The sequence below is a fragment of the Pantoea rwandensis genome (assembly GCF_002095475.1).
Classification (GTDB): domain Bacteria; phylum Pseudomonadota; class Gammaproteobacteria; order Enterobacterales; family Enterobacteriaceae; genus Pantoea; species Pantoea rwandensis.
The window spans coordinates 41694-67581 of record NZ_MLFR01000010.1; the positions used below are offsets into that span (position 1 = coordinate 41694).

Annotated in this window: 19 protein-coding genes and 1 pseudogene; 10 read left to right on the plus strand and 10 right to left on the minus strand. The window is 52.0% G+C overall.

Annotated features, from left to right (window positions below):
• Nucleotide 1: 1 nt before the first annotated feature.
• Together HA51_RS11765 and rlmKL are read right to left on the minus strand one after the other, a co-directional pair.
• On the minus strand, nt 2-1915 hold the full coding sequence (locus HA51_RS11765) for an ABC transporter ATP-binding protein (protein WP_084934689.1): 1914 nt from the start codon (nt 1913-1915) through the stop codon (nt 2-4).
• 5 nt (nt 1916-1920) lie between these two features.
• Nucleotides 1921-4037 (minus strand): annotated as a pseudogene (gene rlmKL / locus HA51_RS11770) (bifunctional 23S rRNA (guanine(2069)-N(7))-methyltransferase RlmK/23S rRNA (guanine(2445)-N(2))-methyltransferase RlmL).
• A gap of 97 nt (nt 4038-4134) precedes the next feature.
• Here rlmKL and HA51_RS11775 point away from each other — a divergent pair.
• Entirely contained in the window at nt 4135-5244 is a 1110-nt protein-coding gene (locus HA51_RS11775) for a YcbX family protein (protein WP_084934690.1), read from the plus strand.
• 4 nt (nt 5245-5248) lie between these two features.
• Here HA51_RS11775 and HA51_RS11780 read toward each other — a convergent pair whose 3' ends face one another.
• The 5 genes from HA51_RS11780 to HA51_RS11800 all read right to left on the minus strand — a co-directional run bounded on the left by HA51_RS11780 (nt 5249) and on the right by HA51_RS11800 (nt 11028).
• Nucleotides 5249-5791: a cell division protein ZapC gene (locus HA51_RS11780; RefSeq protein WP_084934691.1), complete on the minus strand. Its 543-nt coding sequence runs from the start codon at nt 5789-5791 to the stop codon at nt 5249-5251.
• A 276-nt stretch (nt 5792-6067) separates the two neighbouring features.
• Nucleotides 6068-7078, minus strand: coding sequence for a quinone-dependent dihydroorotate dehydrogenase (pyrD, locus tag HA51_RS11785; RefSeq protein WP_084934692.1), 1011 nt, complete (start codon nt 7076-7078; stop codon nt 6068-6070).
• 118 nt (nt 7079-7196) lie between these two features.
• Nucleotides 7197-8207, minus strand: a complete 1011-nt coding sequence (locus HA51_RS11790; RefSeq protein WP_084934693.1) for a glycosyltransferase family 2 protein — start codon at nt 8205-8207, stop codon at nt 7197-7199.
• Complete coding sequence (locus HA51_RS11795) at nt 8204-9730, minus strand: lipopolysaccharide biosynthesis protein (protein WP_084934694.1); 1527 nt, start codon at nt 9728-9730, stop codon at nt 8204-8206. Before HA51_RS11795 ends, HA51_RS11790 begins: the two co-directional genes overlap by 4 nt.
• Nucleotides 9731-10047: 317 nt before the next feature.
• Complete coding sequence (locus tag HA51_RS11800) at nt 10048-11028, minus strand: glycosyltransferase family 2 protein (protein WP_084934695.1); 981 nt, start codon at nt 11026-11028, stop codon at nt 10048-10050.
• Nucleotides 11029-11807: 779 nt separating this feature from the next.
• Between HA51_RS11800 and ssuE the strand changes: the two genes are divergently transcribed.
• Genes ssuE through ssuB form a run of 5 tightly spaced genes read left to right on the plus strand, consistent with a single transcriptional unit; the run spans nt 11808 to nt 16067 of the window.
• Nucleotides 11808-12359 (plus strand): NADPH-dependent FMN reductase, encoded by a 552-nt coding sequence (gene ssuE, locus HA51_RS11805; protein WP_084934696.1) that lies wholly within the window; start codon nt 11808-11810, stop codon nt 12357-12359.
• Between the two features lie 19 nt (nt 12360-12378).
• Nucleotides 12379-13323 (plus strand): sulfonate ABC transporter substrate-binding protein, encoded by a 945-nt coding sequence (locus HA51_RS11810; RefSeq protein ID WP_245840205.1) that lies wholly within the window; start codon nt 12379-12381, stop codon nt 13321-13323.
• A gap of 11 nt (nt 13324-13334) precedes the next feature.
• A complete protein-coding gene (gene ssuD / locus HA51_RS11815; RefSeq protein ID WP_084934698.1) occupies nt 13335-14480 on the plus strand; it encodes an FMNH2-dependent alkanesulfonate monooxygenase in 1146 nt (381 codons plus the stop codon).
• 10 nt (nt 14481-14490) lie between these two features.
• Nucleotides 14491-15279, plus strand: coding sequence for an aliphatic sulfonate ABC transporter permease SsuC (gene ssuC, locus HA51_RS11820; RefSeq protein WP_084934699.1), 789 nt, complete (start codon nt 14491-14493; stop codon nt 15277-15279).
• Nucleotides 15276-16067 carry an aliphatic sulfonates ABC transporter ATP-binding protein gene (gene ssuB / locus HA51_RS11825; RefSeq protein ID WP_084934700.1) on the plus strand — a complete coding sequence of 264 codons (792 nt, stop codon included), beginning with the start codon at nt 15276-15278 and terminating at the stop codon, nt 16065-16067. Before ssuC ends, ssuB begins: the two co-directional genes overlap by 4 nt.
• 124 nt (nt 16068-16191) lie before the next feature.
• Here ssuB and pepN read toward each other — a convergent pair whose 3' ends face one another.
• A complete protein-coding gene (pepN, locus tag HA51_RS11830) occupies nt 16192-18807 on the minus strand; it encodes an aminopeptidase N (protein WP_084934701.1) in 2616 nt (871 codons plus the stop codon).
• 244 nt (nt 18808-19051) lie between these two features.
• Here pepN and pncB point away from each other — a divergent pair, with 244 nt between their 5' ends.
• From pncB to HA51_RS11850, 4 genes are all read left to right on the plus strand, one after another.
• A complete protein-coding gene (gene pncB, locus HA51_RS11835; RefSeq protein ID WP_084934771.1) occupies nt 19052-20257 on the plus strand; it encodes a nicotinate phosphoribosyltransferase in 1206 nt (401 codons plus the stop codon).
• A gap of 147 nt (nt 20258-20404) precedes the next feature.
• Nucleotides 20405-21805, plus strand: a complete 1401-nt coding sequence (gene asnS, locus HA51_RS11840) for an asparagine--tRNA ligase (RefSeq protein ID WP_084934702.1) — start codon at nt 20405-20407, stop codon at nt 21803-21805.
• A 299-nt stretch (nt 21806-22104) separates the two neighbouring features.
• Nucleotides 22105-23202, plus strand: a complete 1098-nt coding sequence (ompF, locus tag HA51_RS11845; RefSeq protein WP_084934703.1) for a porin OmpF — start codon at nt 22105-22107, stop codon at nt 23200-23202.
• A gap of 199 nt (nt 23203-23401) precedes the next feature.
• A complete protein-coding gene (locus HA51_RS11850; protein WP_084934704.1) occupies nt 23402-24592 on the plus strand; it encodes an amino acid aminotransferase in 1191 nt (396 codons plus the stop codon).
• Between the two features lie 45 nt (nt 24593-24637).
• On the opposite strand, the gene HA51_RS11855 is transcribed toward HA51_RS11850, so the two are convergent.
• Together HA51_RS11855 and mepK are read right to left on the minus strand one after the other, a co-directional pair.
• Nucleotides 24638-25267, minus strand: a complete 630-nt coding sequence (locus HA51_RS11855; RefSeq protein ID WP_084934705.1) for an MBL fold metallo-hydrolase — start codon at nt 25265-25267, stop codon at nt 24638-24640.
• Between the two features lie 36 nt (nt 25268-25303).
• Nucleotides 25304-25855, minus strand: coding sequence for a peptidoglycan L,D-endopeptidase MepK (mepK, locus tag HA51_RS11860; RefSeq protein ID WP_084934706.1), 552 nt, complete (start codon nt 25853-25855; stop codon nt 25304-25306).
• Between the last annotated feature and the right edge of the window lie 33 nt (nt 25856-25888).

Consider the following 25888-nt stretch of genomic DNA (forward strand, 5'->3'; position numbering starts at 1 on the left):
GTTACGCGCCGTTTTTCAACGCTTCTAACTCTTCCCAGCGTTCAAACGCCACTTCCAGCTCTTTTTCGGTTTGCGCTAACGCATCTAAAACGGGCTGAGTTTTGTCGTGCGGCTGGCTGAAAAAGTCCGGATGGCTCATTTTTGCCTGTAGCTCACCGATACGTGTCTCCAGTTGCTCCAGTTTCTGCGGCAACTGTTCCAGTTCACGTGTCAGGTTATAGCTTAGTTTGTTCGCGCTACGTTTTGGCTCATTACTTTTATCTGTAGCTTTTGGTGCAGCGGATGATGTTTTCGCCGTGGCGGATTTGGTTTGCTTGTAGGCGCTACGCTGCAATTGCGCATCGTGATAGCCGCCAACAAAGGCACCGATCTCACCATTGCCTTCAAAGATCCAGCATTCGGTGACGGTATTATCGACGAATTGACGATCGTGGCTCACCAGCATCACGGTGCCCTGATAACCATCCACCAGCTCTTCCAACAGCTCCAACGTTTCCACGTCGAGGTCGTTGGTCGGTTCATCGAGAATCAACAGGTTGCTCGGTTTCAGGAACAGACGTGCTAACAGCAGGCGGTTACGCTCACCACCGGACAGCGCACGCACTGGCGTCATCGCTCGCTTCGGATGGAACAGGAAGTCCTGCAGATAGCCCAGTACATGGCGCGGCTTGCCGTTCACCATCACTTCTTGCTTACCTTCCGCGAGGTTATCCATCACGGTACGATCGGGATCCAGCTCGGCACGGTGCTGATCGAAGTAAGCGATTTCGAGCTTAGTCCCGCAGTGCACACGGCCGCTGTCGGCTTTTAACTCATCAAGCATCAGGCGCAGCAAGGTGGTTTTACCGCAGCCGTTCGGGCCAATCAGAGCGATCTTATCGCCACGCTGCACCTGCGTGGAGAAATCACGCACCAGTGTTTTGCCATCCACACTGTAGTTGACGTTTTCCATCTCAAACACAATCTTGCCTGAGCGAGCCGCTTCACCGACCTGCATGTTGGCTTTGCCCATCACTTCACGACGTTCAGAACGTTCGTTACGTAAGGCTTTCAGCGCACGCACACGGCCTTCATTACGCGTACGGCGCGCTTTGATGCCCTGGCGGATCCACACTTCTTCCTGCGCTAATTTGCGGTCAAACTCGGCGTTCTGCATCTCTTCCACGCGCAACGCTTCTTCTTTACCGGTGAGATAAAGATCGTAGTTGCCTGGCCAGGAAACCAGCTTACCGCGGTCAAGATCAACAATACGCGTCGCCATGTTGCGGATGAACGAACGGTCATGCGAGATAAACACGATGCTGCCGGTAAAGGTCTTGAGGAAGGTTTCCAGCCAGTCGATGGTTTCAATATCGAGGTGGTTAGTCGGTTCATCGAGCATCAATACGCGTGGATTGCTCACCAGTGCACGACCCAGCGCGGCTTTACGCAGCCAGCCGCCGGAGAGTGAGGAAAGCTCGGTATCAGCTTCCAGACCAATCTGCTGCAATACGTCATTGATGCGGCTGTCCAGCTGCCACAAATTCTGATGGTCTAAAATGGTCTGCAGACGGCCCATCTCGTTGAGGTTTTTCTCGCTCGGATCTTCCATCACCAGATGGGAAATCGCATGGTAGGCTTTCAGATGCTCCGCCTGCTCTGCCACACCTTCAGCCACGAAATCGTAGACTGAACCGGTAATGTTGCGAGGTGGATCCTGTTGCAGACGTGCCACCACCAAATCTTGTTCGTAAATAATGCGGCCATCATCCAGCGGTTGCTCGCCGTTGATGATTTTCATTAATGTGGATTTACCGGCACCGTTACGCCCCACCAGACAGACGCGTTCGCCTTCTTCGATGTGCAGTTCGGTGTTATCCAACAGCGGCGCATCGCTGAATGAGAGGTAAGCGCCATGGATACTGATCAGTGACATAAAACTTATTCCTTACCGGCGTGGCTAACCAGCCAGCAGTTGTGAATTTGACGGTTGCGTGCGAAATCTTGCGACAACGTTTTTTGGGTAATTTCCTGCGCTTGCAGACCCAGACCGGCTAAGCCGTCGAGGTCCATTTTGAAGCCGCGCTTGTTATTCGAGAACATAATGGTGCCACCGCGACGCAACAGGCGTTTCAGATTCTGCATCAGCATCATGTGGTCACGCTGCACGTCAAAATCGTCTTCCATACGTTTGGAGTTCGAGAACGTCGGTGGATCGATGAAGATCAAATCAAACTGTTCGTCACTGTCACGCAGCCAGCTCAGGCAATCGGCGTGCATCAGTCGATGCTGGCGACCGGTCAGACCGTTAAGACGCAGGTTGCGCTCGGCCCATTCCAGATAAGTGCGAGACATGTCCACGGTGGTCGTGTTTTCGCGCCCCCCAGACCCGCATGCACACTGGCTGTACCGGTGTAGGCAAACAGGTTGAGGAAGTCTTTGCCAGCGCTCATTTTACCCAGCATCTGGCGCGCCAGACGGTGGTCGAGGAACAGGCCAGTATCCAGATAATCCGTGAGATTCACCAGCAGGCGCGCGTCAAACTCCTGAACTTCGAAGAAGTCGCCCTTTTCACTCAGTTTCTGATACTGATTTTTGCCTTTCTGGCGTTCGCGGGTTTTCATCACCAGGCGATTGGCCGGGATCTCCAGCACGCTCAAGGTGGCGCTGATCACATCGAACAGACGCTGACGCGCTTTGTTGGCATCCACGGTTTTGGGTGGAGCATACTCCTGAATCACCACCCAGTCGCCGTAACGGTCTACCGCGACGTTGTATTCTGGCAAGTCGGCATCATACAGTCGATAGCATTCAATATTGGACTGCTTCGCCCACTTCTCCAGCTTCTTCAGGTTTTTACGCAGACGGTTAGCAAAATCTTCAGCGATTTGTGCGCTGCCTTCTCCGCTGTTAGCCGCCAGCTGATAATTTTTCTGCACACACTCCAGCGGACCGTTTTTCGCTTTGAACTGGCGGTCGGCGCGCAGTTGCAGGCAGCTCAGCAGTTCCGGTGAAGCACTGAACAGCGAAAGATTCCAGCCGCCGAACTGCTGCTTCATGATGCGTCCCAACAGGCTGTGCAACGCAATCAACGCCGGTTCGCTTTCCAAGCGTTCGCCATAAGGCGGGTTACTCAGCACAGTGCCCGTGATCTCTTGACCCGCCAACGGATTCTTCAGCTTAATCACATCCTGCTGGGCAAAGGAGAACAGTTCGAACACCCCTGCACGACGCGCATTGGCACGCGCGGATTCCAGCACGCGGCTGTCATTGTCGTAACCGAAGAAACGCGAGGTTGCGGCCGCAGTCCCCACACGGGCACGTTCTTTCGCCTCACCCAGCACTTCTTGCCAGGCCGCATGGTTATGATTTTTCCAGCGGTTGAAGCCCCAATGGGTACGCAGCAGGCCCGGCGCGCGATCGGTGGCGATCAATGCCGCTTCCAGCAATAAAGTACCAGAGCCGCACATCGGATCGATTAACGGAGTACCGCTTTGCCAGCCAGAACGCATCACAATCGCTGCCGCCAGCGTTTCTTTCAGTGGCGCCTGACCGGTTTGTTGACGGTAACCACGCTGGTGCAGCGAATCACCGCTCAGATCCAGTGCGATGCTAACGCGATCTTTATTCAGCCATGCGTTAATACGGATGCCCGGCTGTTCACGATCCACGCTTGGACGCTCCAGATTCTGGCGCGTGAAGCTGTCAACAATCGCATCCTTAATACGCAATGCACCGAATTGGCTGTTACGGATCACTTCATTGGTCCCGCTAAAGTGAATCGCAAAGCTGGTATTGCTGTCGAACATCTCGGTCCAGGGAATGCTCTGCGCACCCACATACAGATCGAGATCGCTCCAGACGCCAAATTCTCCCAGCGGCAGCAAAATACGCGAAGCCAGTCGGCTCCACAGCAGGCTTTGGTACATCACACGGTCGTCGGCTCGGAAGTGGACGCCGCCCTGCACCACCTGCAAATCCTGCGCACCCAGCGCGTCCAGCTCAGTTTTTAACAGCTCTTCGAGCCCACGCGCCGTACTGGCAAACAGAGAATTCATATCGTCACTTTTTACTCTTGCTAAAATTGTTGCGCATTATAGCGAATCAGCGTCCTATGTCATAAAGTTAGCTTCTTTTTGTCAGTCTGGAGGTGCGATGATCACCCTGTCCCGTCTTTATATTCACCCGATCAAATCCATGCGTGGCTTGCAACTGTCTCATGCACAGGTGCTGGAGAGCGGATTAGGCTTTGATCGTATCTTTATGGTGACCGAACTGGACGGCACTTTTATCACCGCGCGACAATATCCAGAGATGGTGCGTTTTACCCCGGCATTGCTACCTGACGGCCTGTTTCTTAATGCGCCGGATGGCACTCAGGCGCTGGTGCGCTTTAGCGACTTCACCTCGCAGCCATCACCGACTGAAGTCTGGGGCAACCATTTCACGTCATATATTGCCCCAGACGAAATCAACCATTGGCTGAGCCATTTCTTTCCCCGCCCGGTACAACTGCGCTGGACCGGTATAACACCGACACGGCGTGTGAAGCGCTTTGACGATGTGCCTCTGAGTTTTGCCGATGGCTTCCCCTTCTTGCTGGTGAATATGGCGTCATTGCAGGATCTGCAACAGCGCTGCCCAGCCAGTATTCGCGTTGAGCAATTCCGTCCTAATCTGGTGGTTAGCGGTGCAGACGCCTGGGATGAAGATAGCTGGAAGCGGGTAAAAATTGGCGATATCACCTTCGAAATGCCGAAACCCTGTAGCCGCTGCGTCTTTACGACCGTGGGAACAGAAAGTGGACGTAAGCACTCAGAAGGTGAACCCCTCGCCACGCTTCAACGCTTCCGCAGTGGCCAGGATGGCAGCGGGGATATCGATTTTGGCTTGAATCTTATTGCGCTGAACAGCGGTGTCATTCGCGTAGGCGACCGAGTGAGCGTGGTTGAACGCCAGATGCCGCGTGCTTATGGCCCAGGGATGGTGGTTGAAACATTGAAACCCACCATCAGCCAGCAAGCTGAAGTGGTGATTGGCTATCAGGGCCGGGAATTTACCGGTGACAATCAGCAAGTGTTGCTGGAACAGCTGGAGATGCAGGGCTTTCGCATTCCCTACTCATGTCGTGCTGGGATCTGCGGCAGTTGCAAAATAACCTTGGTCAGTGGCGAGGTGAAAGCACTCAAGAAAAGCGCAGTGCGTGAGGATGGCACCATTCTGAGCTGTAGCTGTATTCCTGCAGGCGATATCGAACTGGCGTAAACGGTTAAACCGCGCGCGCCAGATGGGCAGCTTGCTCCAGCTGGTGTGGGCGCAAACGATCGTTCATGATCTTGATTGCATCACCCAGCTGCATGCCTTTGCCCGCCACGGAAAGCGCATTTTGCGCCAGCAGACATAACGCTGCATTTTCACCGCTTTCCACCACTAACAGTTGCGCCTGCTCACCACTGTCAGCCAGTGTCACCGCGACCATATCGCCCGCTGTGGGTTGCCAGCTGTGCGCGTGAGAGGTGAAATGCCAGCTTTTTGGCATGAGGGGTTTAAGAAAACGGCTGGCGACTAAGGCATTCAACACTAATTCGGCACGTTGGTCGCCTTTTAATCCGCTCTGACGGCAACGCTCTTCGAAAGTAAAATAGAGTGCGGCATCATCCACGCAAAAGCCGCTTTCATTAAAGGCATCCGGCGTCAGCATTTTACGTGAATAGCGCGAGCGAAATAGCATTCCATCAGCCAAATCCAGCATCATGCGGTCATGCTCTGCGTCAAAATACCAACGCCAGTTATCATCAGGTTTAAACTTCATGATATGCCCTGTAGTTATCGCTGCGCTAACCCCGTTCAACTTCACTTCTCAATTGCGCTGGCTATGTGACGTGTTTTTATCCCAACGACTTACATAAGTAAGCTCTAGGGATTCACTCACTTGCCGCCTTCCTGCAAAGCGAATTATTTAGGGCTCTGAACGCTTAATTTAAAAAATAATGCGCTAAGGAAAAGCTGAAAAAAACATCAGCAGAACAAAATATAAACGAGCCGAAGGGATAAATAAACCCCCCGGCGCTGGAAAGTGAGAAATGTCTTAGAGGTGGGTCACGATATCTTTAATTAAACCCGGCCCTTTATAAATAAAACCGGAGTATATCTGCACCAAGGTTGCGCCTGCGGCGATTTTCTCTCGCGCAGAAACCAGTGAATCAATACCACCGACACCAATAATAGGCAGGCGTCCTTGCAGCTCTAATGACAAACGGCGGATCACTTCAGTACTGCGCGACTGCACCGGGCGGCCACTTAATCCCCCCATTTCATCTGCATATTTAAGCCCAGCCACCAGAGCGCGATCGAGGGTAGTATTCGTAGCAATCACACCATCAATTTCATGACGCACTAAGCTGTCGGCAACCTGGATCAATTCTTCTTCAGAAAGATCCGGCGCGATCTTCACCGCCACTGGAACATATTTAAGATGCCGTTCTTGCAGCTCTTTTTGTTTTAATTTGATGGCGGATAACAGATCGTCCAGCGCTTCGCCATATTGCAGCGTGCGTAATCCTGGCGTGTTGGGTGATGAAATATTGATGGCAATATAACCGGCATGGGCATACACCTTTTCCATGCAGATGAGATAATCGTCTTTGCCCTGCTCCACTGGCGTATCTTTATTTTTACCAATATTGATACCCAAGATACCTTTAAAACGCGCTTTTTTAACGTTCTCCACTAAGTGGTCAACGCCGTGGTTATTAAAGCCCATGCGATTGATAATCCCTTCCGCTTCCACCAAGCGGAACATCCTTGGCTTGTCATTACCCGGCTGTGGACGTGGCGTCACCGTTCCCACTTCAACGAAGCCAAAGCCCATCGAACCAAAGGCATCAATGCACTCCGCATTCTTATCAAGCCCCGCAGCCAGCCCTAGCGCATTAGGAAAAGTTAATCCCATGCAGTTCACAGGACGCGATGGCAGCGACTGACGAATCAATCCCTCCAACGGTGTACCGCTGATGAAACGCAATTGTTGAAAGGTGAGTTCGTGCGCACGCTCTGGATCGAGCTTAAACAGTGCTGGCCGGACGATAGGATATAACATGCACTCTCCTGAATAGCGGAAGCAAGGGAAGTCGGGTGCACGAAATTTTGTGCGCCAGAATGGTAAAGGCCTCTGGCGCAAAAGTAAATTTAATCAGGTGATCGGACGTTGATCAAAATCAGCGCTTAGCAGTATAGCGCGCTAACAGGCTGCGGCTCGCCTTCAAGCCGTTGTAAAGCGTAGGATAATACCATTGAAGTTTCATGCGCTTGCTCTCCCCCGTGACTTTACGGATCAGCTGGTCGATGGTGACATGCCACTCCTTCGGGACGTCAATGTTGTTTTTGCGCATCTCAATCAAACAACCATACATCACCGGCTCGTAAAAGCGATCCAGCAGCCATTCATCGGCAGGCATTCCCCACTTTTGCATAAAACCTTCGCTGTTGCCGCGGGCAATAAAGTAATTCTCCACCCAGGCAAACGTCGCTTTACGTTGCGACAGCGATGTCACCATAAAACGTTTGTAGTAATAGCTTTCGCCTGTGAGCACCACTTCCTTTGCTTGCATATAAAGGGCAAACATATAAGGCGCATCTTCATGGTTTTGAATCGGCAGGAACTGCACGCCCACGCGCTCAATGAGATGGCGGGAAACAATGCTGCTCCACAACACGCGGTGCGCAGATTGCTGGGTGATCATATTACGTAGCGTGGTACTCCCGCCCGGAAATGCGCCATGGATGTTGCGCTGGTGAAACAGTTGATACTGACGCTGGGCAACGGGCGAATCCGTAAACATTTTTGCGCCAAAGCAAAACAGATCCATTTCCGGATGCTGTGCCTTGGCACGGCGGAAATCGGCAAACAGCGTTTTACCGACGAAATCATCCGCATCCATAAAATAGATGAAATCTCCGGTAGCGATCTCCAGTCCACGCGTTCGGGCGGCGCTGACACCGCCACGTTCAGCCTGCAACAGATCGATTTGAGGATAGCGAGCAGCCATTGCTTGTAGCAGTGCAATACTGTTATCCGTCGAGCCATCATCAATCACAATAATTTGCTCAGGGGGGGAAGATTGCCCCACCAGCGAATCTATCGCTTCCTCAAGCCACGGCGCACAATTCCAATTTGGGATGATCACCGTAATGGTCGCAGCAGCCGCTTTCTGACTCTGGCCGTTCATTCTCTCTCCTCAACGCTAAAGCCCTTGTTGAACGGCAGTTGCAGGCGCTTGAGCACCAGACTGTGCAGCAGACAGCATATCGCCAGATTCACCATGCCAATCAGACCAAGCCACAACAGATTTAACCAGCGATTTTGATCCCAGCTAATCGGCAATAATGTGCAGAGCCAGGCGATGATACCGGCCACCACCCACACCAGCAGCACGTCTCGGGTTAACCAGGTGAAATGAATACCCGGAGCGAAACGGCGATGTACCAGCCATGCCCAACCCAACAGGTAGAACACGTTTTGAGCCAGCCACAGCCAGCCAGTGCCGAGCGCACCAAAGTGAAGTGCAGCAAAGATGTTGAGGGGGACCAGGATAACGGCAAAACATGAGAAGCCTTTCACGTGTAGCTTGAGGTTGCCGTTGACGTACTGCAGGTGATAAAGCAAACCGCAGATAGCCTGCACGCCACTGCCCAACGCATACAAACTCAGTACAAAAGACATCTCATTCACCACTTGCTGATTTTGTGTCCACGCCCACAACAGGGGGGCAGCAAAACAAGCAATGGTGATGCTGAGTGGCGCCATGAAGATCGCTACCGCCTGAGTGGTGTAGCGATAAAGCACCAGCGACTGCGAATCGCCCTCTTTCTTCGTTTTCATCCCGGTCATGCGTGGCACGATGGCCTGCATAATCGGGCTACTGAGTAAGATGATGCCGGTGGCTGCTGTCGCCACCACCGTAAAGGAACCGTACTCACTCAACGGCAAGGTTTTCGACAGCACCAGGCGATCGATCTGAGAAATAAATGTCCACACCGCACTCGCATAGGCTGCACTGAGTGCAAAGCGAATGAACGGCTTTAATACTTCTTTTAAATTCTCATGCTTCTGTTTGCGCGCAGACGCTGGCACCAGCTGGAAGCATTTGTAAATAAGGCACACGGCTTCGGCGATTGAGACCAGTAACTGCCAGATAAAGAAGCTCAGCACCGGATTAGCAAACAACTGAATCACCACTACCGCCCCAAAGGTGCGTAATGTGACGATCACCAGATTGACGCCATTCAGCCATACCTGATGTTCGAAACCCACGATCACGCTACGGTAAGGGCTGGTGCGCCAGCGAATGGCGGCAGTAATCACCATGATCGCCACGGCAGTGACCACATCAGAGGAAGGCAGATGCTGTGCGTCCAGCCAGTGATGCGCAATCCAGGGTGTTGCCAGCCAGCCGATGGCCACCAATATCACCGTGGAAGTCAGGAAGAATTTGGACAGTGCGGCAAATAATGAGGGAAACCAGATAAACTCAGATTGGTTGGCACGATAACGCGCGGCTTCACGCATTAGCGTGGTCGAGACACCCGCATCTAACAGCTGCAACCAGGTTAATAAAATCGAAAAGAATCCGACTAAACCATACGCTTCCATCCCCAAATGATGAATATAAAGCGGTACAACCAGGATACCCGAGAGCGTCAGGTAAATCTGGCCCACATAGTTGGCAATAGCGTTACGTTTAATTGACATAATTATCGATGTGTCTGGGACATTTAACTGAAAAATAGAGCCTGACACAGAACATGATGACTGCCTACCAGACTTATTCTTAATTTTATCGTTGGTGCTAAAATGAGAATCCGGTCATAACTCCACCCTAAAAAAAAGACACCCGCCCCTGAGAGAAAACAAATAGCCTCCCTTCTTTGCATCGATGGGAAACAGGATGACATTAAGATGAAATGCACATCATCTGTAACATTTTTAACACCAATTAATGCAACGCTTACACTTTAAGTTCAAACGTCATCCTCATGGCTATTTATTCGATATGGAATAAAATGGAATTAAGCCGCATTTCTCAACGCTTTGGTCACTTTTATATTCTGTAACCGGATAAACATTTTCGGACGATGTATAAGCAGCCACTCTTTGATATTTGCTGGCTCATACTGCCCACCTAAAAAACGAATCGCGTTAACCACATACTCGGGCACGGCGGTACCGTTATATAGCGAGAGATAAATCATCAAGCGGAAAGAGTGCATTAAATACTCTTTCTCGAGTTTTTTTCTCAATGGTGAACGTCCTAACGCAACCTTCAATGTGCCGTAGGCACGCATAAATGCGTTATAGCGTTGCAGGAAATAGTCATCACTTTTTCTGCTGTTCGTCAACGACCCGTGACGTACACGCTGATGGTAATAAATTTCCTTACTCACCCATGCATGCTGCGAGCAAACATATGCCGCCAGAGTGAACTGATGATCCTCATGTACACGGTCACGAAAACGCAGCCGATGCTGTTCAACCAGGTTTTTGTTAACCGCATAACTCCACGCGGCTGAAGTATAGCTGCCGTTGCACAGCAGGCTTGATAACACCTGTTGAGACGCCTGTTTGCCAGCAATGCTGTGTTGGACTTTAGGGCGTGTGACGTGTCGCTGACCCTCTTCGAACATCTGCGAGTTAAAGCAAAATAGCTCCGTTTCAGGATGCGATAAGAAAACCTGTTGCAGTTCATGCACAAACCCATCAGCAACAATGTCATCCGGGTCGCAAAAGAAAAGAAATTCGCCTTGTGCTACCTCAATCCCCGTATCGCGTGCTTGACCTGCACCGCCATTGACCGTGGTGATAATTTTCACCTGAGGCAAATGACCATAATGCTGATTGGCTAATGCCAGTGTTCCATCTGTCGAGCCATCATTAACGATAATAATCTCATTGGGTGCGCTTATTTGTTTAAGTAACGCGTCCACACATTCGATAATATAGTTTTCTACATTGTAGGTGGGAATAATCACAGATAACAGAATATTAGACATAAACGTTCCCCGAATACGGTTGAAAGAAAATGAAGTGCCACAGTGAAAAAGTGCCTGTGTAAAAGCATTGCGCCAAAGAGTTAAACGCAATATAAACGACCAGTTTTTTAATTCTGGATCAGTTAAGCAGATGGACTTTTTATTTCACAGGACCAAGAAATAATTAAGTTAATTAAATCATTCTCTACACATTACCCTTACTAACCTCTTCCTGCGATCAACCTAAAAGCGCATTAATATTATTTAGCCTTGTCGCACCTGAAAGGGAGAAAGTTACATATTTATGTGTGCGCCAATGTAAGCAAATGCTTATTCATGAAAAATAAACAGTTAGGTGAAATATTTCCATAGAGTAATAACATTAAACGGTAGCTAAACAATGAAGCTCTCAGCACTGATTTATCTCATCTTTTTTGAAACTTGATAACAGTATTCACTCAAGTTAATTTTTACCCCACCCATCAGCCTATTTTTTACCAAACGTAACCGTGGTTACACTTACCTTACGCTCGATATATAATTTCAGTGATAATCATTAGCCGCAAATTGATTCGCTACCGTTAATCAATGAGTCTGGTGGCAATGGCTGTTTTTAAGATTATTCGTAAACGGCGAATGCCAACTCAATGGCCACGGTGCTGAGTGAAAACGCCTATTTGCACTTTCCACCTTTTGATTGCCAGATAAATCATTTAAGCCCATCCCCCTGCTCTGCCAGTATTGAACACATCAGTTCTCAATAACAGATAATCAATAACTTTCAGTTATAAGGAGTGACCATGCGAGTTATTACGCTGGCGGGCAGCCCTCGTTTCCCTTCACGCTCTACCGCGCTGCTGAGCCTGTGCCAGCACGCTCTTGAAGCACGCGGTGTGGAAGTCATTCCATGGAATATTCATAACTTCCAGCCAGAAGATCTGCTTTATGCACGCTTTGATTCTCCCGCGTTGGCGGCACTCAAAGCAGACCTGTTATTAGCGGATGGCCTGATTGTCGCCACCCCTATCTATAAGGCATCGTTTGCCGGTGCATTGAAAACCTTGCTCGATCTGCTGCCAGAACGTGCACTGGAGCATAAGGTTGTTCTACCACTCGCCAGCGGCGGAAGTGCTTCACATCTGCTGGCGGTGGATTACGCCCTCAAGCCCGTGCTCAATGCGCTGAAAGCGCAAGAAGTGCTACACGGCGTATTTGCCACCGAGGGTCAAATCCTCCATTACGACCGTCAGCCGGAGTTAGACCAGCAACTCGCTGAGCGCCTTGATGATGCGCTGGATACCTTCTGGCACGCGCTGCATCGTCGCCACCCACCCTTCGCCCAAGCGGTATAAAGGAAGAACAATGAAAAGGATGTTTACGAGTTTACTGTTGCCGGCATTTGCCGCCCTGTTTGCCATCAGCGCCACGGCAGCAGATGCCCCTGCTGAGTTGCGGATTGGCTATCAAAAGGGTTCGGTCAGCATGGTGTTAGCGAAGTCGCATCAACTGCTGGAGCAACGCTTTCCGCACACCCACATCAAGTGGATCGAGTTTCCGGCAGGGCCACAGATGTTAGAAGCCTTAAACGTCGACAGTATTGATTTGGGCAGCACCGGCGATATTCCCCCGCTCTTTGCCCAGGCTGCTGGGGCTGATTTGCTTTACGTGGGTGCGGAGCCACCGAAGCCAAAGGCTGAAGTGATTCTGGTACCGAAAGACAGCCCGATTCATAGCGTGGCCGATCTTAAAGGCCATAAAGTCGCCTTCCAGAAAGGCTCCAGCTCGCACAATTTGTTGCTGCGCGCGCTGGAGCAAGCAGGGCTGAGTTTTAAAGACATTCAGCCCACTTATCTGACGCCAGCGGATGCGCGTGCGGCATTCCAACAGGGTGATGTGGATGCTTGGGCGATTTGGGACCCTTACTACTCTGCCGCGCTGCTGCAAGGCAATGTGCGGGTGTTGGCTGATGGCAGCAAACTGAATCAGACCGGATCGTTCTATTTAGCCACGCGCCCCTACACCGAGGCCCATGGTCCGTTTGTACAAGAGGTTTTACAGGTCTTTAGCGAGGCCGATGCGCTAACCCTTAGCCAACGCGATCGGAGTATCGATCTGCTGGCACAAGCGATGGGTTTACCTAAGCCGGTTATCGCCAGTTACCTTGACCACCGTCCACCGACCACGATTACGCCGGTCAGCGCCCACACCGCGCAGGCCCAACAGCAAACGGCCGATCTGTTTTATGCCAACCATTTGATGCCGGTAAAAGTGAATATCGCTGACCGCATCTGGCATCCACAATCTGCCCAGCCATAAGGAATTGAATCATGAGCGTATCTGTATTCTGGTTTCTCCCCACTCACGGCGATGGGCACTACCTCGGCACCGCTGAAGGTTCACGCCCGGTTGACCACGGTTACCTGCAGCAAATTGCTCAGGCCGCCGATCGCCTCGGTTTTGGCGGCGTGCTGATCCCAACGGGCCGCTCTTGCGAGGATGCATGGCTGGTGGCTGCGTCACTGATTCCGGTTACTCAGCGTTTACGTTTTCTGGTGGCGCTGCGTCCAGGGGTGATTTCACCCACGCAGGCTGCACGCCAGGCCGCCACACTGGATCGCCTGTCAAATGGTCGCGCACTGTTTAACCTGGTGACGGGGGGTGACCCCGAAGAACTGGCCGGCGACGGCGTGTTCCTCGATCACCGCGAGCGTTATGAGGAGTCCGCTGAGTTCACCCGCGTGTGGCGTCGCGTCTCTGAAGGTGAAACCGTTGACTATGAAGGTAAGCACGTCAAAGTACGGGGCGCGCGCCTGATGTTCAAACCGGTGCAGCAACCGCGTCCACCATTGTGGTTTGGCGGTTCATCGGATGCAGCACAAGATCTCGCCGCAGAACAAGTCGATGTCTACCTCACCTGGGGTGAGCCGCCGGCCTTAGTTAAAGAAAAGATCGAACAAGTGCGGACGAAAGCCGCAGCCCAGGGACGCAAAGTCCGTTTCGGTATTCGTTTGCATGTGATTGTGCGTGAAACCAATGCGGAAGCGTGGCAAGCAGCAGATCGCCTGATTGCTCATCTCGACGATGCCACCATTGCCAAAGCACAAGCGGCATTTGCCCGTACTGATTCAGTGGGACAACAACGTATGGCCGCGCTGCATGGCGGCCGTCGAGACCAGTTGGAGATCAGCCCTAATCTCTGGGCTGGTGTTGGACTCGTGCGTGGCGGTGCAGGTACTGCGCTGGTCGGTGACGGCCCCACTGTCGCCGCACGTATGCAGGAGTATCAGGATCTCGGTATCGAAACCTTTATCCTTTCGGGTTATCCGCATCTTGAAGAGGCTTACCGCGTCGGTGAACTGCTCTTCCCGCACCTCGATTTAGCCATACCAGAAGTGCCAAAACCGCGTGTGGTGCAAGCCCACGGTGAAGCGGTGGCTAACGATTTCACGCCGCAAAAAGTGTCACAGAGTTAAGGGGTTCAAGATGGCTAAGATACAAAAACAGCTGGGTAATGCGCTTCTCCCTTGGGTGTTGCCCGTGCTGCTGGTTGCCGTCTGGCAGTTGGCTTCACAAATTGGCTGGCTCTCGACGCGCATTCTGCCTTCGCCCGAAAATATCGTCATCACCTTCTGGAAACTGACGGTTAGCGGTGAACTGTGGCAGAACCTGGCGATCAGCAGCTGGCGTGCCGCCATCGGTTTCGCTATTGGTGGGTCGATCGGCCTGATTCTCGGTTTGATTACCGGCACCTCACGGATCGGTGAACGCTTGCTGGATACCTCAGTGCAGATGCTGCGTAACGTGCCGCATCTGGCCCTGATTCCGCTGGTCATCTTGTGGTTTGGCATCGACGAATCAGCAAAAATTTTCTTGGTGGCACTCGGCACACTGTTCCCTATTTACCTCAACACCTACCACGGTATCCGCAATATCGACCGAGGGTTGGTTGAGATGGCACGCAGCTATGGTCTCTCTGGTTGGAGTCTGTTTATTCAAGTGATCCTGCCGGGAGCGCTGCCATCCATCATGGTGGGTGTGCGTTTTGCCCTTGGTTTAATGTGGCTGACGCTGATTGTTGCTGAGACCATCTCCGCTAACTCAGGCATTGGTTATCTGGCCATGAATGCCCGTGAATTCCTGCAAACCGATGTGGTGGTGGTTGCCATCATTCTCTATGCGCTACTCGGCAAGCTGGCCGATGTTGCCGCCCAACTGCTGGAGCGCGTATGGCTGCGCTGGCATCCAGCGTACCAATTGAAGGAGACCGCATGAGCAACGCAACTTTGAGTCCATCACGTCTGAACAGCGGTACGCCAGTCGGTGTCAACGGCGTCAGCAAACGTTATGGCGACCGCACGATCCTCAATAACATCGATCTGCATATCCCTGCGGGACAATTTGTGGCGGTTGTCGGCCGCAGCGGCTGCGGTAAAAGCACCTTGCTGCGCCTGCTCGCCGGTCTGGAATCCACTACCCGTGGTGAGCTACTGGCAGGCACTGCACCGCTGGCTGAAGCACGCGAAGACACGCGTTTGATGTTTCAGGATGCTCGTCTGCTGCCATGGAAGAAAGTGATTGATAATGTCGGGCTGGGTTTGAAAGGTCGCGAGTGGCGTAACGCCGCGCTGGAAGCACTTGAAGCCGTCGGCTTGGCCGATCGCGCCAATGAGTGGCCTGCCGCCTTGTCTGGTGGGCAAAAACAGCGTGTGGCCTTAGCCCGCGCGCTGATCCACCGTCCCGGCTTATTGTTGCTGGATGAACCACTTGGGGCGTTGGATGCCCTGACCCGTATTGAAATGCAGGGACTGATCGAGTTTTTGTGGCAGCAGCATAACTTCACCGTGCTGCTGGTCACGCATGATGTTAGCGAAGCCGTCGCCATTGCCGATCGCGTGTTGCTCATCGAAGAAGGAAAAATTGGCTTGGATTTAACGGTGGATTTGGCACGACCTCGCCGCCGTGGTTCGGCGCGTTTGGCCGAGCTTGAAGCCGAAGTATTGGATCGTGTGATGAAGCGCAACACCTCTGACCAACCGCTGAAATTCGCCCAGCAGCGTTAATGTAAAAGCGCGATAAATCGAGCCGCTGCAAAGAAGTGCAAACTTTGATGCGGGCACGCGATAAATCGCGCCGCTACAGGCAGGTGTAACGCTGTAGCGGCGCAATTTATTGCACGATTTTTATCTACGCACTCAAGGCTTTACTGATCTTCTCATACAGATCGCCTGACAGCTTATCCAACCCTTTCAAGGTTTCCAGCGCCTGACGCATCAGCGCCTGACGACCGGCATCATAACGCTTCAAGCGAATCAGCGGCTCAATCATGCGCGCAGCAACTTGCGGATTACGCGTGTTGAGGTCGGTCAGCATCTCAACCAAGAACTGATAACCACTGCCATCTTTAGCATGAAACGCGGCTGGATTACCGGAGGCAAAAGCACCAATTAGAGAGCGGATACGGTTCGGGTTGCCCATGGTGAATGAGCGGTGATTGAGCAATTTACGCACATTACTCAGCGCATCATCCCTTGGGCTGGTCGCCTGCAATACAAACCATTTATCCATCACCAGACCATCCTGATGCCACTTCTCATCATAAGCCGCAAGTAAGGCTTCACGGCAAGGCAACTGTGCAGCCACCGCCGCCGAGAGCGCCGCCAGCGCATCCGTCATATTGTTGGCATTATGGTACTGCGCCTGCACCAATTTATCCGCCTGCTCCGCATCTGCAAATGCCAGATAGCTCAAGCAGACGTTCTTCAGTGCGCGTCGACCAATTTCCGCATGTTCAACTTTGTACTCCTGGCTTTGATTGGCCAGATACACCGCGTAAAACTCATCACTGAGCTCCGTCGCCAGCGCGTGCACCAGCGCGGTTCGCACTGCGGAGATAGCAAGAGGATCGATCACGTCAAACAGTTCAGCGATTTCGTTCTCAGAAGGCAGCGAGAGGATCAGCGCCATCAAGGCCGGATCGCCCTGTTGATCCAGCAGCACGGCACGGAAAGCGTCAGCGACATGAAGCGGCAGTGACAATGGCTGTCCCTGCTGGTGGCGTGCCACATTCAGGCGAATGTAGGTGGCCAGCAGGCTTTGTGCGGCATCCCAGCGGGAGAAATCATTGCGCGCGTGGCGCATCAAGAATGTCAGCTGCGCATCGCTCCATTTATAATCGAGCTTCACTGGCGCAGAAAATTCGCGCAGCAGTGACGGCACTGGCTGGAAGTGGACGTTATCGAAAATAAAGGTCTGGAACTCTTCCGTGACATTCAGCACGTGATGCACCGGATGACCATTGTGCTGCAGCGGGATCACCTTACCTTCGTTATCGTACAGTTCGATATCCAGCGGGATGTGCAGCGGTAACTTTTCTTTCTGCTCGGCCGTTGCTGGCGTGTGCTGCGTGACATGCAATGTGTACTGTTCCAGCTCTGGATTGTAGTCATCACGCACCGTCAGCACCGGTGTACCCGCTTGGCTGTACCAGCGACGGAACTGCGACAGATCGACGTTAGACGCATCTTCCATCGCTTGCACAAAATCGTCGCAGGTCGCGGCACTACCATCGTGGCGCTCAAAGTAGAGCTGCATGCCTTTCTGGAAATTCTGTTCACCCAGTAAGGTATGCATCATGCGAATCACTTCTGAGCCTTTCTCGTAAACGGTCAAGGTATAGAAGTTGTTCATCTCGATGACTTGATCGGGACGGATCGGATGCGCCATTGGGCTGGCATCTTCGGCAAACTGCGCGCCGCGCATCACACGTACGTTGTCGATGCGGTTCACCGCACGTGAGCCGAGATCAGAACTGAACTCCTGGTCACGGAATACCGTTAAACCCTCTTTCAGGCTGAGTTGGAACCAGTCACGACAGGTGACGCGGTTGCCGGTCCAGTTATGAAAATATTCATGCCCAATCACAGCCTCGATGCCGAGGTAATCTTTATCGGTTGCGGTTTCGGCTTTCGCCAGCACATATTTGGAGTTAAAGACGTTGAGGCCTTTATTCTCCATCGCGCCCATATTGAAGAAATCCACCGCGACGATCATGAAGATATCGAGGTCATATTCCAGATTGAAGCGCTCTTCATCCCACTTCATGCTGGCTTTCAATGAGGTCATCGCCCAGTCGGCGCGATCGAGATTGCCACGATCGACAAAGATCTCCAGCGCCACATCACGGCCTGAACGCGTGGTAAAGCTATCACGCAGCACATCAAAGTCACCGGCCACCAAAGCAAACAGGTAGCAAGGTTTCGGGAACGGATCCTGCCACTTCACCCAGTGACGACCATCCTCATGACGACCGCTCTCCAGTTTGTTGCCGTTTGACAGCAAGAACGGATATTTCGCGGCATCCGCAATAATGGTGGTGGTAAAACGTGCCAGCACATCTGGGCGGTCAAGATACCAGGTAATATGGCGGAAACCTTCAGCCTCACACTGGGTACAGAGCGCATCACCCGACTTGTAGAGCCCTTCCAACGCGGTGTTTTTGTCTGGATGGATGTCGTTTATCAGGGTTAACGTGAAGTTTTCCGGCAGCTGGCTTAACACCAATGCACCTTCTTCTTCACGATAGTGTGACCAAGGATTGCCATCCACTGCCAGCGAGATCAGCGTGAGATCTTCGCCATCAAGACGCAGTTCGGTATCCGCAGCACCGAGACGCTTTACCTGACTGACGGCGGTCACGCGCGTGGAAGCCGCATCGAGGTCAAAAGTCAGGTCAATATCAGTGATGGTGTAATCGGGCGCACGATAGTCGTGGCGATATTTAATTTGCGGCTGTTGCGTCATAAGTCCTTCTCGCATCGTTGAAATGTCTACCCGTCAAAGTCTAAGCGGGTTGCGCCTTCGTTGCCACGCACAATGCGTGCCTTTGCTGAAAAGGCTACAATTCATTAACAATGGCACAAATGACACTCGACCTGCCACCCGCAATTATGGTGTGATCCCGGTCATTACTGTTTTATACTCCTGCGTCTTTATGACTTTGTTGACACCGGGCTCTGCTCCGCGGAAGAGGATGCTGAAACGCACCATGACTGGACACGCTTCCCCGATTTTGACCACGCTGCTTGATACCGATGCGTATAAGCTTCATATGCAGCAGGCCGTTTATCATCGTTATTACGATGTCCCGGTTACGGCAGAATTTCGCTGTCGCGGCGATGAATTACTCGGTCAGTATGCCGATGAGATTCGCGCGCAAATCGATATGCTGCCCTCCCTCGCCCTGAGCGACGACGAATATAACTACCTTAGCGGCTTACCTTTCTTTGAAACCGACTACCTCAACTGGCTGCGTCAATTCCGTTTTGAGCCTTCCCAGGTCCATGTCCGCAATGATAATGGCCGTCTGACGATTCAGATCAGTGGTCCATGGCGTGAAGTGATTCTATGGGAAGTGCCGCTGCTCGCGCTGATCAGTGAAGTGGTGCATCGTCATCGCACACCACAGATGGGTGTTGAGCAGGCCGTCGCGCACTTGCAGCACAAGCTGGTGGATTTCCGTCAACAGGTGGGCGACCTTGATATGTCGCGCTTCCAACTCATGGATTTCGGCACCCGTCGCCGCTACTCCAAAGCGGTGCAGGAAGCGATTGTGAGTACGCTTAAAACTGAGTTCCCGTGGTTGGTCGGAACCAGTAATTACGATCTGGCTCGCCGCTTACAGCTGAACCCCGTGGGAACACAAGCCCATGAGTGGTTCCAGGCGCATCAGCAGATCAGTCCGGTATTGGCAAACAGCCAGCGGGCTGCTTTGCAATCATGGCTGGATGAGTACGATGACCAACTCGGTATTGCGTTGACAGACTGCATCACCATGGATGCATTCCTGCGTGATTTCGGTCCGGGCTTTGCCAACCGTTATCAGGGTTTACGCCATGATTCGGGTGATCCGGTGGAATGGGGTGAAAAGGCGATTGCGCACTACCAGCGTCTGGATATTGATCCGCGAAGTAAGACGCTCGTATTCTCAGACAACCTCAATCTGGATAAAGCCTTGGCGCTCTATCGTCACTTTGGCCAGCGCGCCAATGTGGTGTTTGGCATTGGCACACGCCTCACCTGCGATATCCCTGGCGTTACGCCACTCAATATTGTGATTAAACTGGTGAGCTGCAATGGCAAACCGGTGGCGAAACTCTCTGACAGTCCGGGTAAAACCATCTGCCAAGATAAAGCCTTCGTCCGTGCCCTGCGCAAAGCTTTCGACCTTCCACTGGTGAAAAGAGCCAGCTAATTGATGATGCAGGGTGCTCGCACCCTGCTCTCTTGCAACAAATCTCCCCCGCTCCCGGCAAAATTGCTTGTTTCCTGTTGGCTCGCAAGTAACATAGCAAAACCCTAATTTGGGCTTTTATCCACTTCTATATATAGAGAGATATTTATGAGCGTAGTGCCTGTAGCGGATGTACTGCACGGCCGTGTCGCGGTTGACAGTGAAGTCACCGTACGTGGTTGGGTGCGTACCCGAAGAGATTCCAAAGCCGGTCTTTCCTTTATCGCCGTTTATGACGGTTCCTGCTTTAATCCCGTTCAGGCCGTCGTCAATAATTCTCTGAATAATTATCAGGATGAAGTGCTGCGTCTGACCACGGGCTGTTCTGTGATCGTCACCGGTAAAGTGGTTGAGTCCCCTGGTGAAGGCCAGGCATTCGAACTGCAGGCGACCAAAGTGGAAGTCACTGGCTGGGTGGACGACCCGGACACCTACCCGATGGCAGCGAAGCGCCACAGCATTGAATATCTGCGTGAAGTGGCACACCTGCGCCCACGCACTAACCTTGTCGGTGCGGTAGCCCGTACACGCCACACGCTGGCGCAGGCGTTGCATCGCTTCTTCCATGAGAACGGCTATTTCTGGGTTTCTACCCCGCTGATCACCGCTTCAGATACGGAAGGTGCGGGCGAGATGTTCCGTGTTTCTACGCTGGACATGGAAAACCTGCCGCGCGATCCACAGGGCAAAGTCGATTACGACAAAGACTTCTTTGGCAAAGAGGCTTTCCTGACGGTTTCTGGTCAGTTAAACGCCGAGACTTATGCCTGTGCGCTGTCAAAAGTCTATACTTTTGGCCCAACCTTCCGTGCAGAAAACTCCAACACCAGCCGTCACTTAGCGGAATTCTGGATGCTGGAGCCGGAAGTTGCCTTCGCCAACCTGGACGACGCCGCCGCGCTGGCAGAAGCCATGCTGAAATATGTGTTCAAAGCCGTGTTGGAAGAGCGTGCGGATGACATGGCATTCTTTGCGGAGCGCGTAGACAAAGATGCGATTGCTCGCTTAGAACGTTTTGTGACTACCGATTTCGCACAAGTAGACTACACAGACGCCGTCGACATTCTGTTGAAGAGTGGCCAGACGTTTGAAAACCCGGTTTCATGGGGCGTGGATCTCTCTTCCGAGCATGAACGTTACCTCGCAGAGAAACATTTCCAGGCACCGGTTGTAGTGAAAAACTACCCGAAAGATATCAAAGCCTTCTACATGCGTATGAACGAAGATGGTAAAACCGTGGCGGCGATGGATGTCTTGGCGCCAGGTATTGGTGAAATCATTGGTGGTTCACAGCGTGAAGAGCGCCTGGATGTGTTGGATGCACGTCTGGCAGAAATGGGTCTGAATAAAGAAGATTACTGGTGGTATCGTGACCTGCGTCGTTATGGCACCGTTCCACATGCTGGCTTTGGATTAGGTTTCGAACGATTAATCGCCTATGTCACCGGCGTACAAAATGTAAGGGATGTTATCCCCTTCCCACGTACTCCACGTAACGCCAATTTCTAAAATTCGCGATTAAATATAAGTAATTCATATATATAACAAGGTCGGCACTGCCGGCCTTTTTTTATTTTTGTAAATTTTGAGTTCTCTCACAAAGTTCCCAATATTTTACAAATTGTAATACAAAATTTCCTTTTGATACGTAATTGCGAGATTTGAATCATTTTCGGGCTAGAAATAGCAACCCCGTGATGGAAAGATGCGTGCAGACACAGGAGACATCAAACTTCTTTCAAGGTTCCGTAAAGGTTTCTTGACGGCAGTGGCAGATGTCCAAATAACTCCAATGAGGGTAATAAAAAATGATGAAGCGCAACATTCTTGCAGTGGTTATCCCTGCTCTGTTAGCTGCCGGCGCAGCAAACGCAGCAGAAATCTATAACAAAGACGGCAACAAACTGGATCTGTACGGTAAAGCTGTTGGTCTGCACTACTTCTCTGATGATGCTGGTAGCGATGGCGACCAGACTTATGTTCGCTTCGGCTTCAAGGGTGAAACCCAGATTAACGACCAGCTGACCGGTTACGGCCAGTGGGAATACAACATTCAGGCGAACAACTCAGAAGGCGGTACCGACGCGCAGTCTGGTAACAAAACCCGTCTGGGCTTTGCTGGTCTGAAATTCGGCGATGCAGGTTCATTCGACTACGGTCGTAACTACGGCGTAGTGTATGACGCAATCGGCTGGACCGACGTACTGCCAGAGTTCGGTGGCGATACCGGTTACTCTGACAACTTCCTGGTTGGCCGTTCTACTGGTCTGGCTACCTACCGTAACACCAACTTCTTCGGTCTGGTTGATGGCCTGAACTTTGCTCTGCAGTATCAGGGCAAAAACGACCGCACCACCGACGCTCGTCGTTCTAACGGCGACGGCTGGGGCACCTCAGTGTCTTACACCTCACCAATCGGTGTAGGTATCGTTGGTGCTTACGGTTCAAGCGACCGTACCAACACCCAGAACAGCCAGTTCTACGGTAAAGGCGATAAAGCTCAGCAGTGGGCAACCGGTCTGAAATATGATGCGAACAACGTGTACCTGGCTGCCATGTACAACGAAACCCGCAACTCTACCTACATCTCTAACAGCAACGCCGGCAGCATCGACAACGGTCAGGTTGGTTTTGCTAACAAAACTCAAGGTTTTGAAGTTGTAGCTCAGTACCAGTTCGACTTCGGTCTGCGTCCATCCCTGGCATACGTTCAGTCTAAAGCCAAAGATGTCGACGGTATCGGCGATGTTGACCTGGTTAAATACTTCGATGTGGGCGCAACCTACTACTTCAACAAAAACATGGCGACCTATGTCGACTACCGTATCAACCAGCTGAAAGACGACAACGCGCTGGGTCTGAACACCGACGATATCGTAGCAGTAGGTCTGGTTTACCAGTTCTAATCACCCGATTAGCATTGCGTAATACCTAAAAACGGAGCCTTCGGGCTCCGTTTTGCGTTTCAGTGATCAGCCTCTCAATTAGCGCCACTACTTTATACATGCGACTTATTTCTTTTTTATGTCAGCGGTTGGCAAGCGTATCATCTGACGCTACCCTGATAGCTCATTTTGCTAAAGTTCACCCAAACGGAACTGACTCATGTTTGAATCGATCTCTGCCGCACCCGCCGATCCTATTCTAGGACTGGCTGACCTGTTTCGCGCCGACGACCGCCCGAATAAAATCAACCTTGGCATTGGTGTCTACAAAGATGAAACCGGTAAAACACCGGTGCTTACCAGTGTTAAAAAAGCTGAGCAGTATCTGCTGGAAAATGAAACCACTAAGAACTACCTGAGCATTGATGGTTTGGCTGATTTTGCCCGCTGCACTCAGGAGTTGTTATTCGGCAAAGAGAGTAACCTGATCGCTTCTGGCCGTGCATGCACTGCACAAACGCCAGGCGGTACCGGTGCTCTGCGCGTGGCGGCAGATTTCCTGGCGAACCAGACCAGCGTTAAACGCGTCTGGGTGAGCAATCCAAGCTGGCCAAACCATAAGAATGTGTTCAATGCCGCAGGCTTAGAAGTGTGTGATTACCAGTATTACGATGCTGCCAATCACAGCCTCGACTTTGCTGGCATGGTCGCCTCTCTGCAGGAAGCCAAAGCGGGTGATGTGGTGCTGTTCCACGGTTGCTGCCATAACCCAACGGGCGTTGACCCTTCTGCCGATCAATGGCAGCAGCTGGCGAAGCTGTCACAGGAGAAAGGCTGGTTGCCGCTGTTCGACTTTGCCTATCAGGGCTTTGCTCGTGGCTTAGATGAAGACGCTGAAGGTCTGCGTATCTTCGCGGCATCCCATCAGGAGTTTCTGGTTGCCAGCTCCTACTCTAAAAACTTTGGCCTGTATAACGAACGTGTCGGTGCGCTGACGCTGGTCGCGGCCAGCAACGAGGTGGCTAAAACGGCATTCAGCCAGGTGAAGTACAGCATTCGTGCTAACTACTCGAATCCACCTTCGCACGGTGCGGCTGTGGTAGCCACCATTCTCGGCAATGATGCGCTGCGTACCATCTGGGTGCAGGAGCTGAGCGACATGCGCCAGCGTATTCAGCGTATGCGCCAGCTGTTTGTAAACACGCTGGCAGAGAAAGGGGCAAACCAGGACTTCAGCTTTATCATCAAGCAAAATGGCATGTTCTCATTCAGCGGCCTGACCAAAGATCAGGTGGTGCGCCTGCGTGAAGAGTTTGGCGTCTATGCGGTCAATTCCGGACGCGTCAACGTTGCCGGCATGACGCCAGACAATATGTCTGCGCTGTGTGAAGCGATTGTCGCAGTGCTGTAATTTCTGAATGAGCAGCATGAAAAATGGGCCATAACGGCCCATTTTTTATTGCAGGAAAGGATTACTGATCCGCTCGCGGCCCAGCGTCGAAACAGGGCCATGGCCAGGTACAAAGGTCACATCATCACCCAGCGGTAACAGCTTGGTATTAATCGCATTGATTAAATCGCTGTGGCTGCCCTGCGGGAAATCGGTACGTCCGACACCACCATTGAAAATCACATCACCCGATATCAACAGACGACCGATACGGTCAAAGAAAACAATGTGACCGGGCGTGTGGCCAGGGCAAAGCAGGACTTCCAGCGTGACATTGCCGACCTGCACCGTTTCCCCCTCTTCCAACCAGCGATCTGGCGTCAGCGGCGCGCACTCAGGCAAACCAAACATACGGCTTTGTGTAGGCAGATTATCCAGCCAAAACGCATCCAATTTATGCGGCCCAACGATGGGAACCTGATAGTGTGACGCCAGTTCAGCGGCGGCACCCACATGGTCAAGATGCCCATGCGTCAGCAGGATTTGCGACGGGGTTAGCCCCTTCTCCGCCAGAGTGGCGATAATCGTCTCGGCATCACCGCCGGGATCAACCAACGCTGCCTGCTGGGTATCTTCATCCCAAATAACCGAGCAGTTCTGAGAAAAAGCCGTAACCGGAATAATTTGATAATTCATAGCGCTCCATGACCGACACACGCAGCGCTGCCGGTATCAGGACCAGTGCCTTGCAGGCCCGGTATCAATGTGTACGAAGTTGCTGCGCGGGTAATATCCTACACCACCCGCGCGCATTGATAACGCCGCTTTGCGAACATTGCTCAATGAAATCCCCTCAATGTGGAAGTCCATCGCCTGTCCCTTGGTGTGATAACTGTGTTTTGCCACGCCAGGTCCCGATTCACGCAACATATTATTCGTTGCCAGCGTACGGTAGCCCGAAATCAGCTGCACCGGTTTACGAGTGTTTAACACCATCTGTAAACGATAAAGCTGGTCAAACAGATGCGGATCAATGTGTTTAACTTGATTGGCACGATAATCACGGAAGAAGTGGTTTAACCGGACTAACTCATCCTTGTCATAACTCTTACCGTTAAAAAACTCCGTTTTAAGGGTTTCACCGGTGTGAAGGTTATTAAGCGTCAATACTCGGGGGCGGGCCGTGGAAAGCGAAGCCAGAGCTGAACCAGGAAGCAGTGACAAACCTGCCGCTGCGCCTCCAATCAGGAGTAATCGACGACGTTGGGAATCAAAATTAGCCATGTAGCGGGGTTACCTAATCTAAAGCGATAAAAA

Bases quoted from the DNA above. Each gene is read 5' to 3' on its own strand.
- HA51_RS11765 (WP_084934689.1), bottom strand. From the start codon at position 1,915: ATGTCACTGATCAGTATCCATGGCGCTTACCTCTCATTCAGCGATGCG.
- HA51_RS11775 (WP_084934690.1), top strand. From the start codon at position 4,135: ATGATCACCCTGTCCCGTCTTTATATTCACCCGATCAAATCCATGCGT.
- HA51_RS11780 (WP_084934691.1), bottom strand. From the start codon at position 5,791: ATGAAGTTTAAACCTGATGATAACTGGCGTTGGTATTTTGACGCAGAG.
- pyrD (WP_084934692.1), bottom strand. From the start codon at position 7,078: ATGTTATATCCTATCGTCCGGCCAGCACTGTTTAAGCTCGATCCAGAG.
- HA51_RS11790 (WP_084934693.1), bottom strand. From the start codon at position 8,207: ATGAACGGCCAGAGTCAGAAAGCGGCTGCTGCGACCATTACGGTGATC.
- HA51_RS11795 (WP_084934694.1), bottom strand. From the start codon at position 9,730: ATGTCAATTAAACGTAACGCTATTGCCAACTATGTGGGCCAGATTTAC.
- HA51_RS11800 (WP_084934695.1), bottom strand. From the start codon at position 11,028: ATGTCTAATATTCTGTTATCTGTGATTATTCCCACCTACAATGTAGAA.
- ssuE (WP_084934696.1), top strand. From the start codon at position 11,808: ATGCGAGTTATTACGCTGGCGGGCAGCCCTCGTTTCCCTTCACGCTCT.
- HA51_RS11810 (WP_245840205.1), top strand. From the start codon at position 12,379: ATGTTTACGAGTTTACTGTTGCCGGCATTTGCCGCCCTGTTTGCCATC.
- ssuD (WP_084934698.1), top strand. From the start codon at position 13,335: ATGAGCGTATCTGTATTCTGGTTTCTCCCCACTCACGGCGATGGGCAC.
- ssuC (WP_084934699.1), top strand. From the start codon at position 14,491: ATGGCTAAGATACAAAAACAGCTGGGTAATGCGCTTCTCCCTTGGGTG.
- ssuB (WP_084934700.1), top strand. From the start codon at position 15,276: ATGAGCAACGCAACTTTGAGTCCATCACGTCTGAACAGCGGTACGCCA.
- pepN (WP_084934701.1), bottom strand. From the start codon at position 18,807: ATGACGCAACAGCCGCAAATTAAATATCGCCACGACTATCGTGCGCCC.
- pncB (WP_084934771.1), top strand. From the start codon at position 19,052: ATGACTGGACACGCTTCCCCGATTTTGACCACGCTGCTTGATACCGAT.
- asnS (WP_084934702.1), top strand. From the start codon at position 20,405: ATGAGCGTAGTGCCTGTAGCGGATGTACTGCACGGCCGTGTCGCGGTT.
- ompF (WP_084934703.1), top strand. From the start codon at position 22,105: ATGATGAAGCGCAACATTCTTGCAGTGGTTATCCCTGCTCTGTTAGCT.
- HA51_RS11850 (WP_084934704.1), top strand. From the start codon at position 23,402: ATGTTTGAATCGATCTCTGCCGCACCCGCCGATCCTATTCTAGGACTG.
- HA51_RS11855 (WP_084934705.1), bottom strand. From the start codon at position 25,267: ATGAATTATCAAATTATTCCGGTTACGGCTTTTTCTCAGAACTGCTCG.
- mepK (WP_084934706.1), bottom strand. From the start codon at position 25,855: ATGGCTAATTTTGATTCCCAACGTCGTCGATTACTCCTGATTGGAGGC.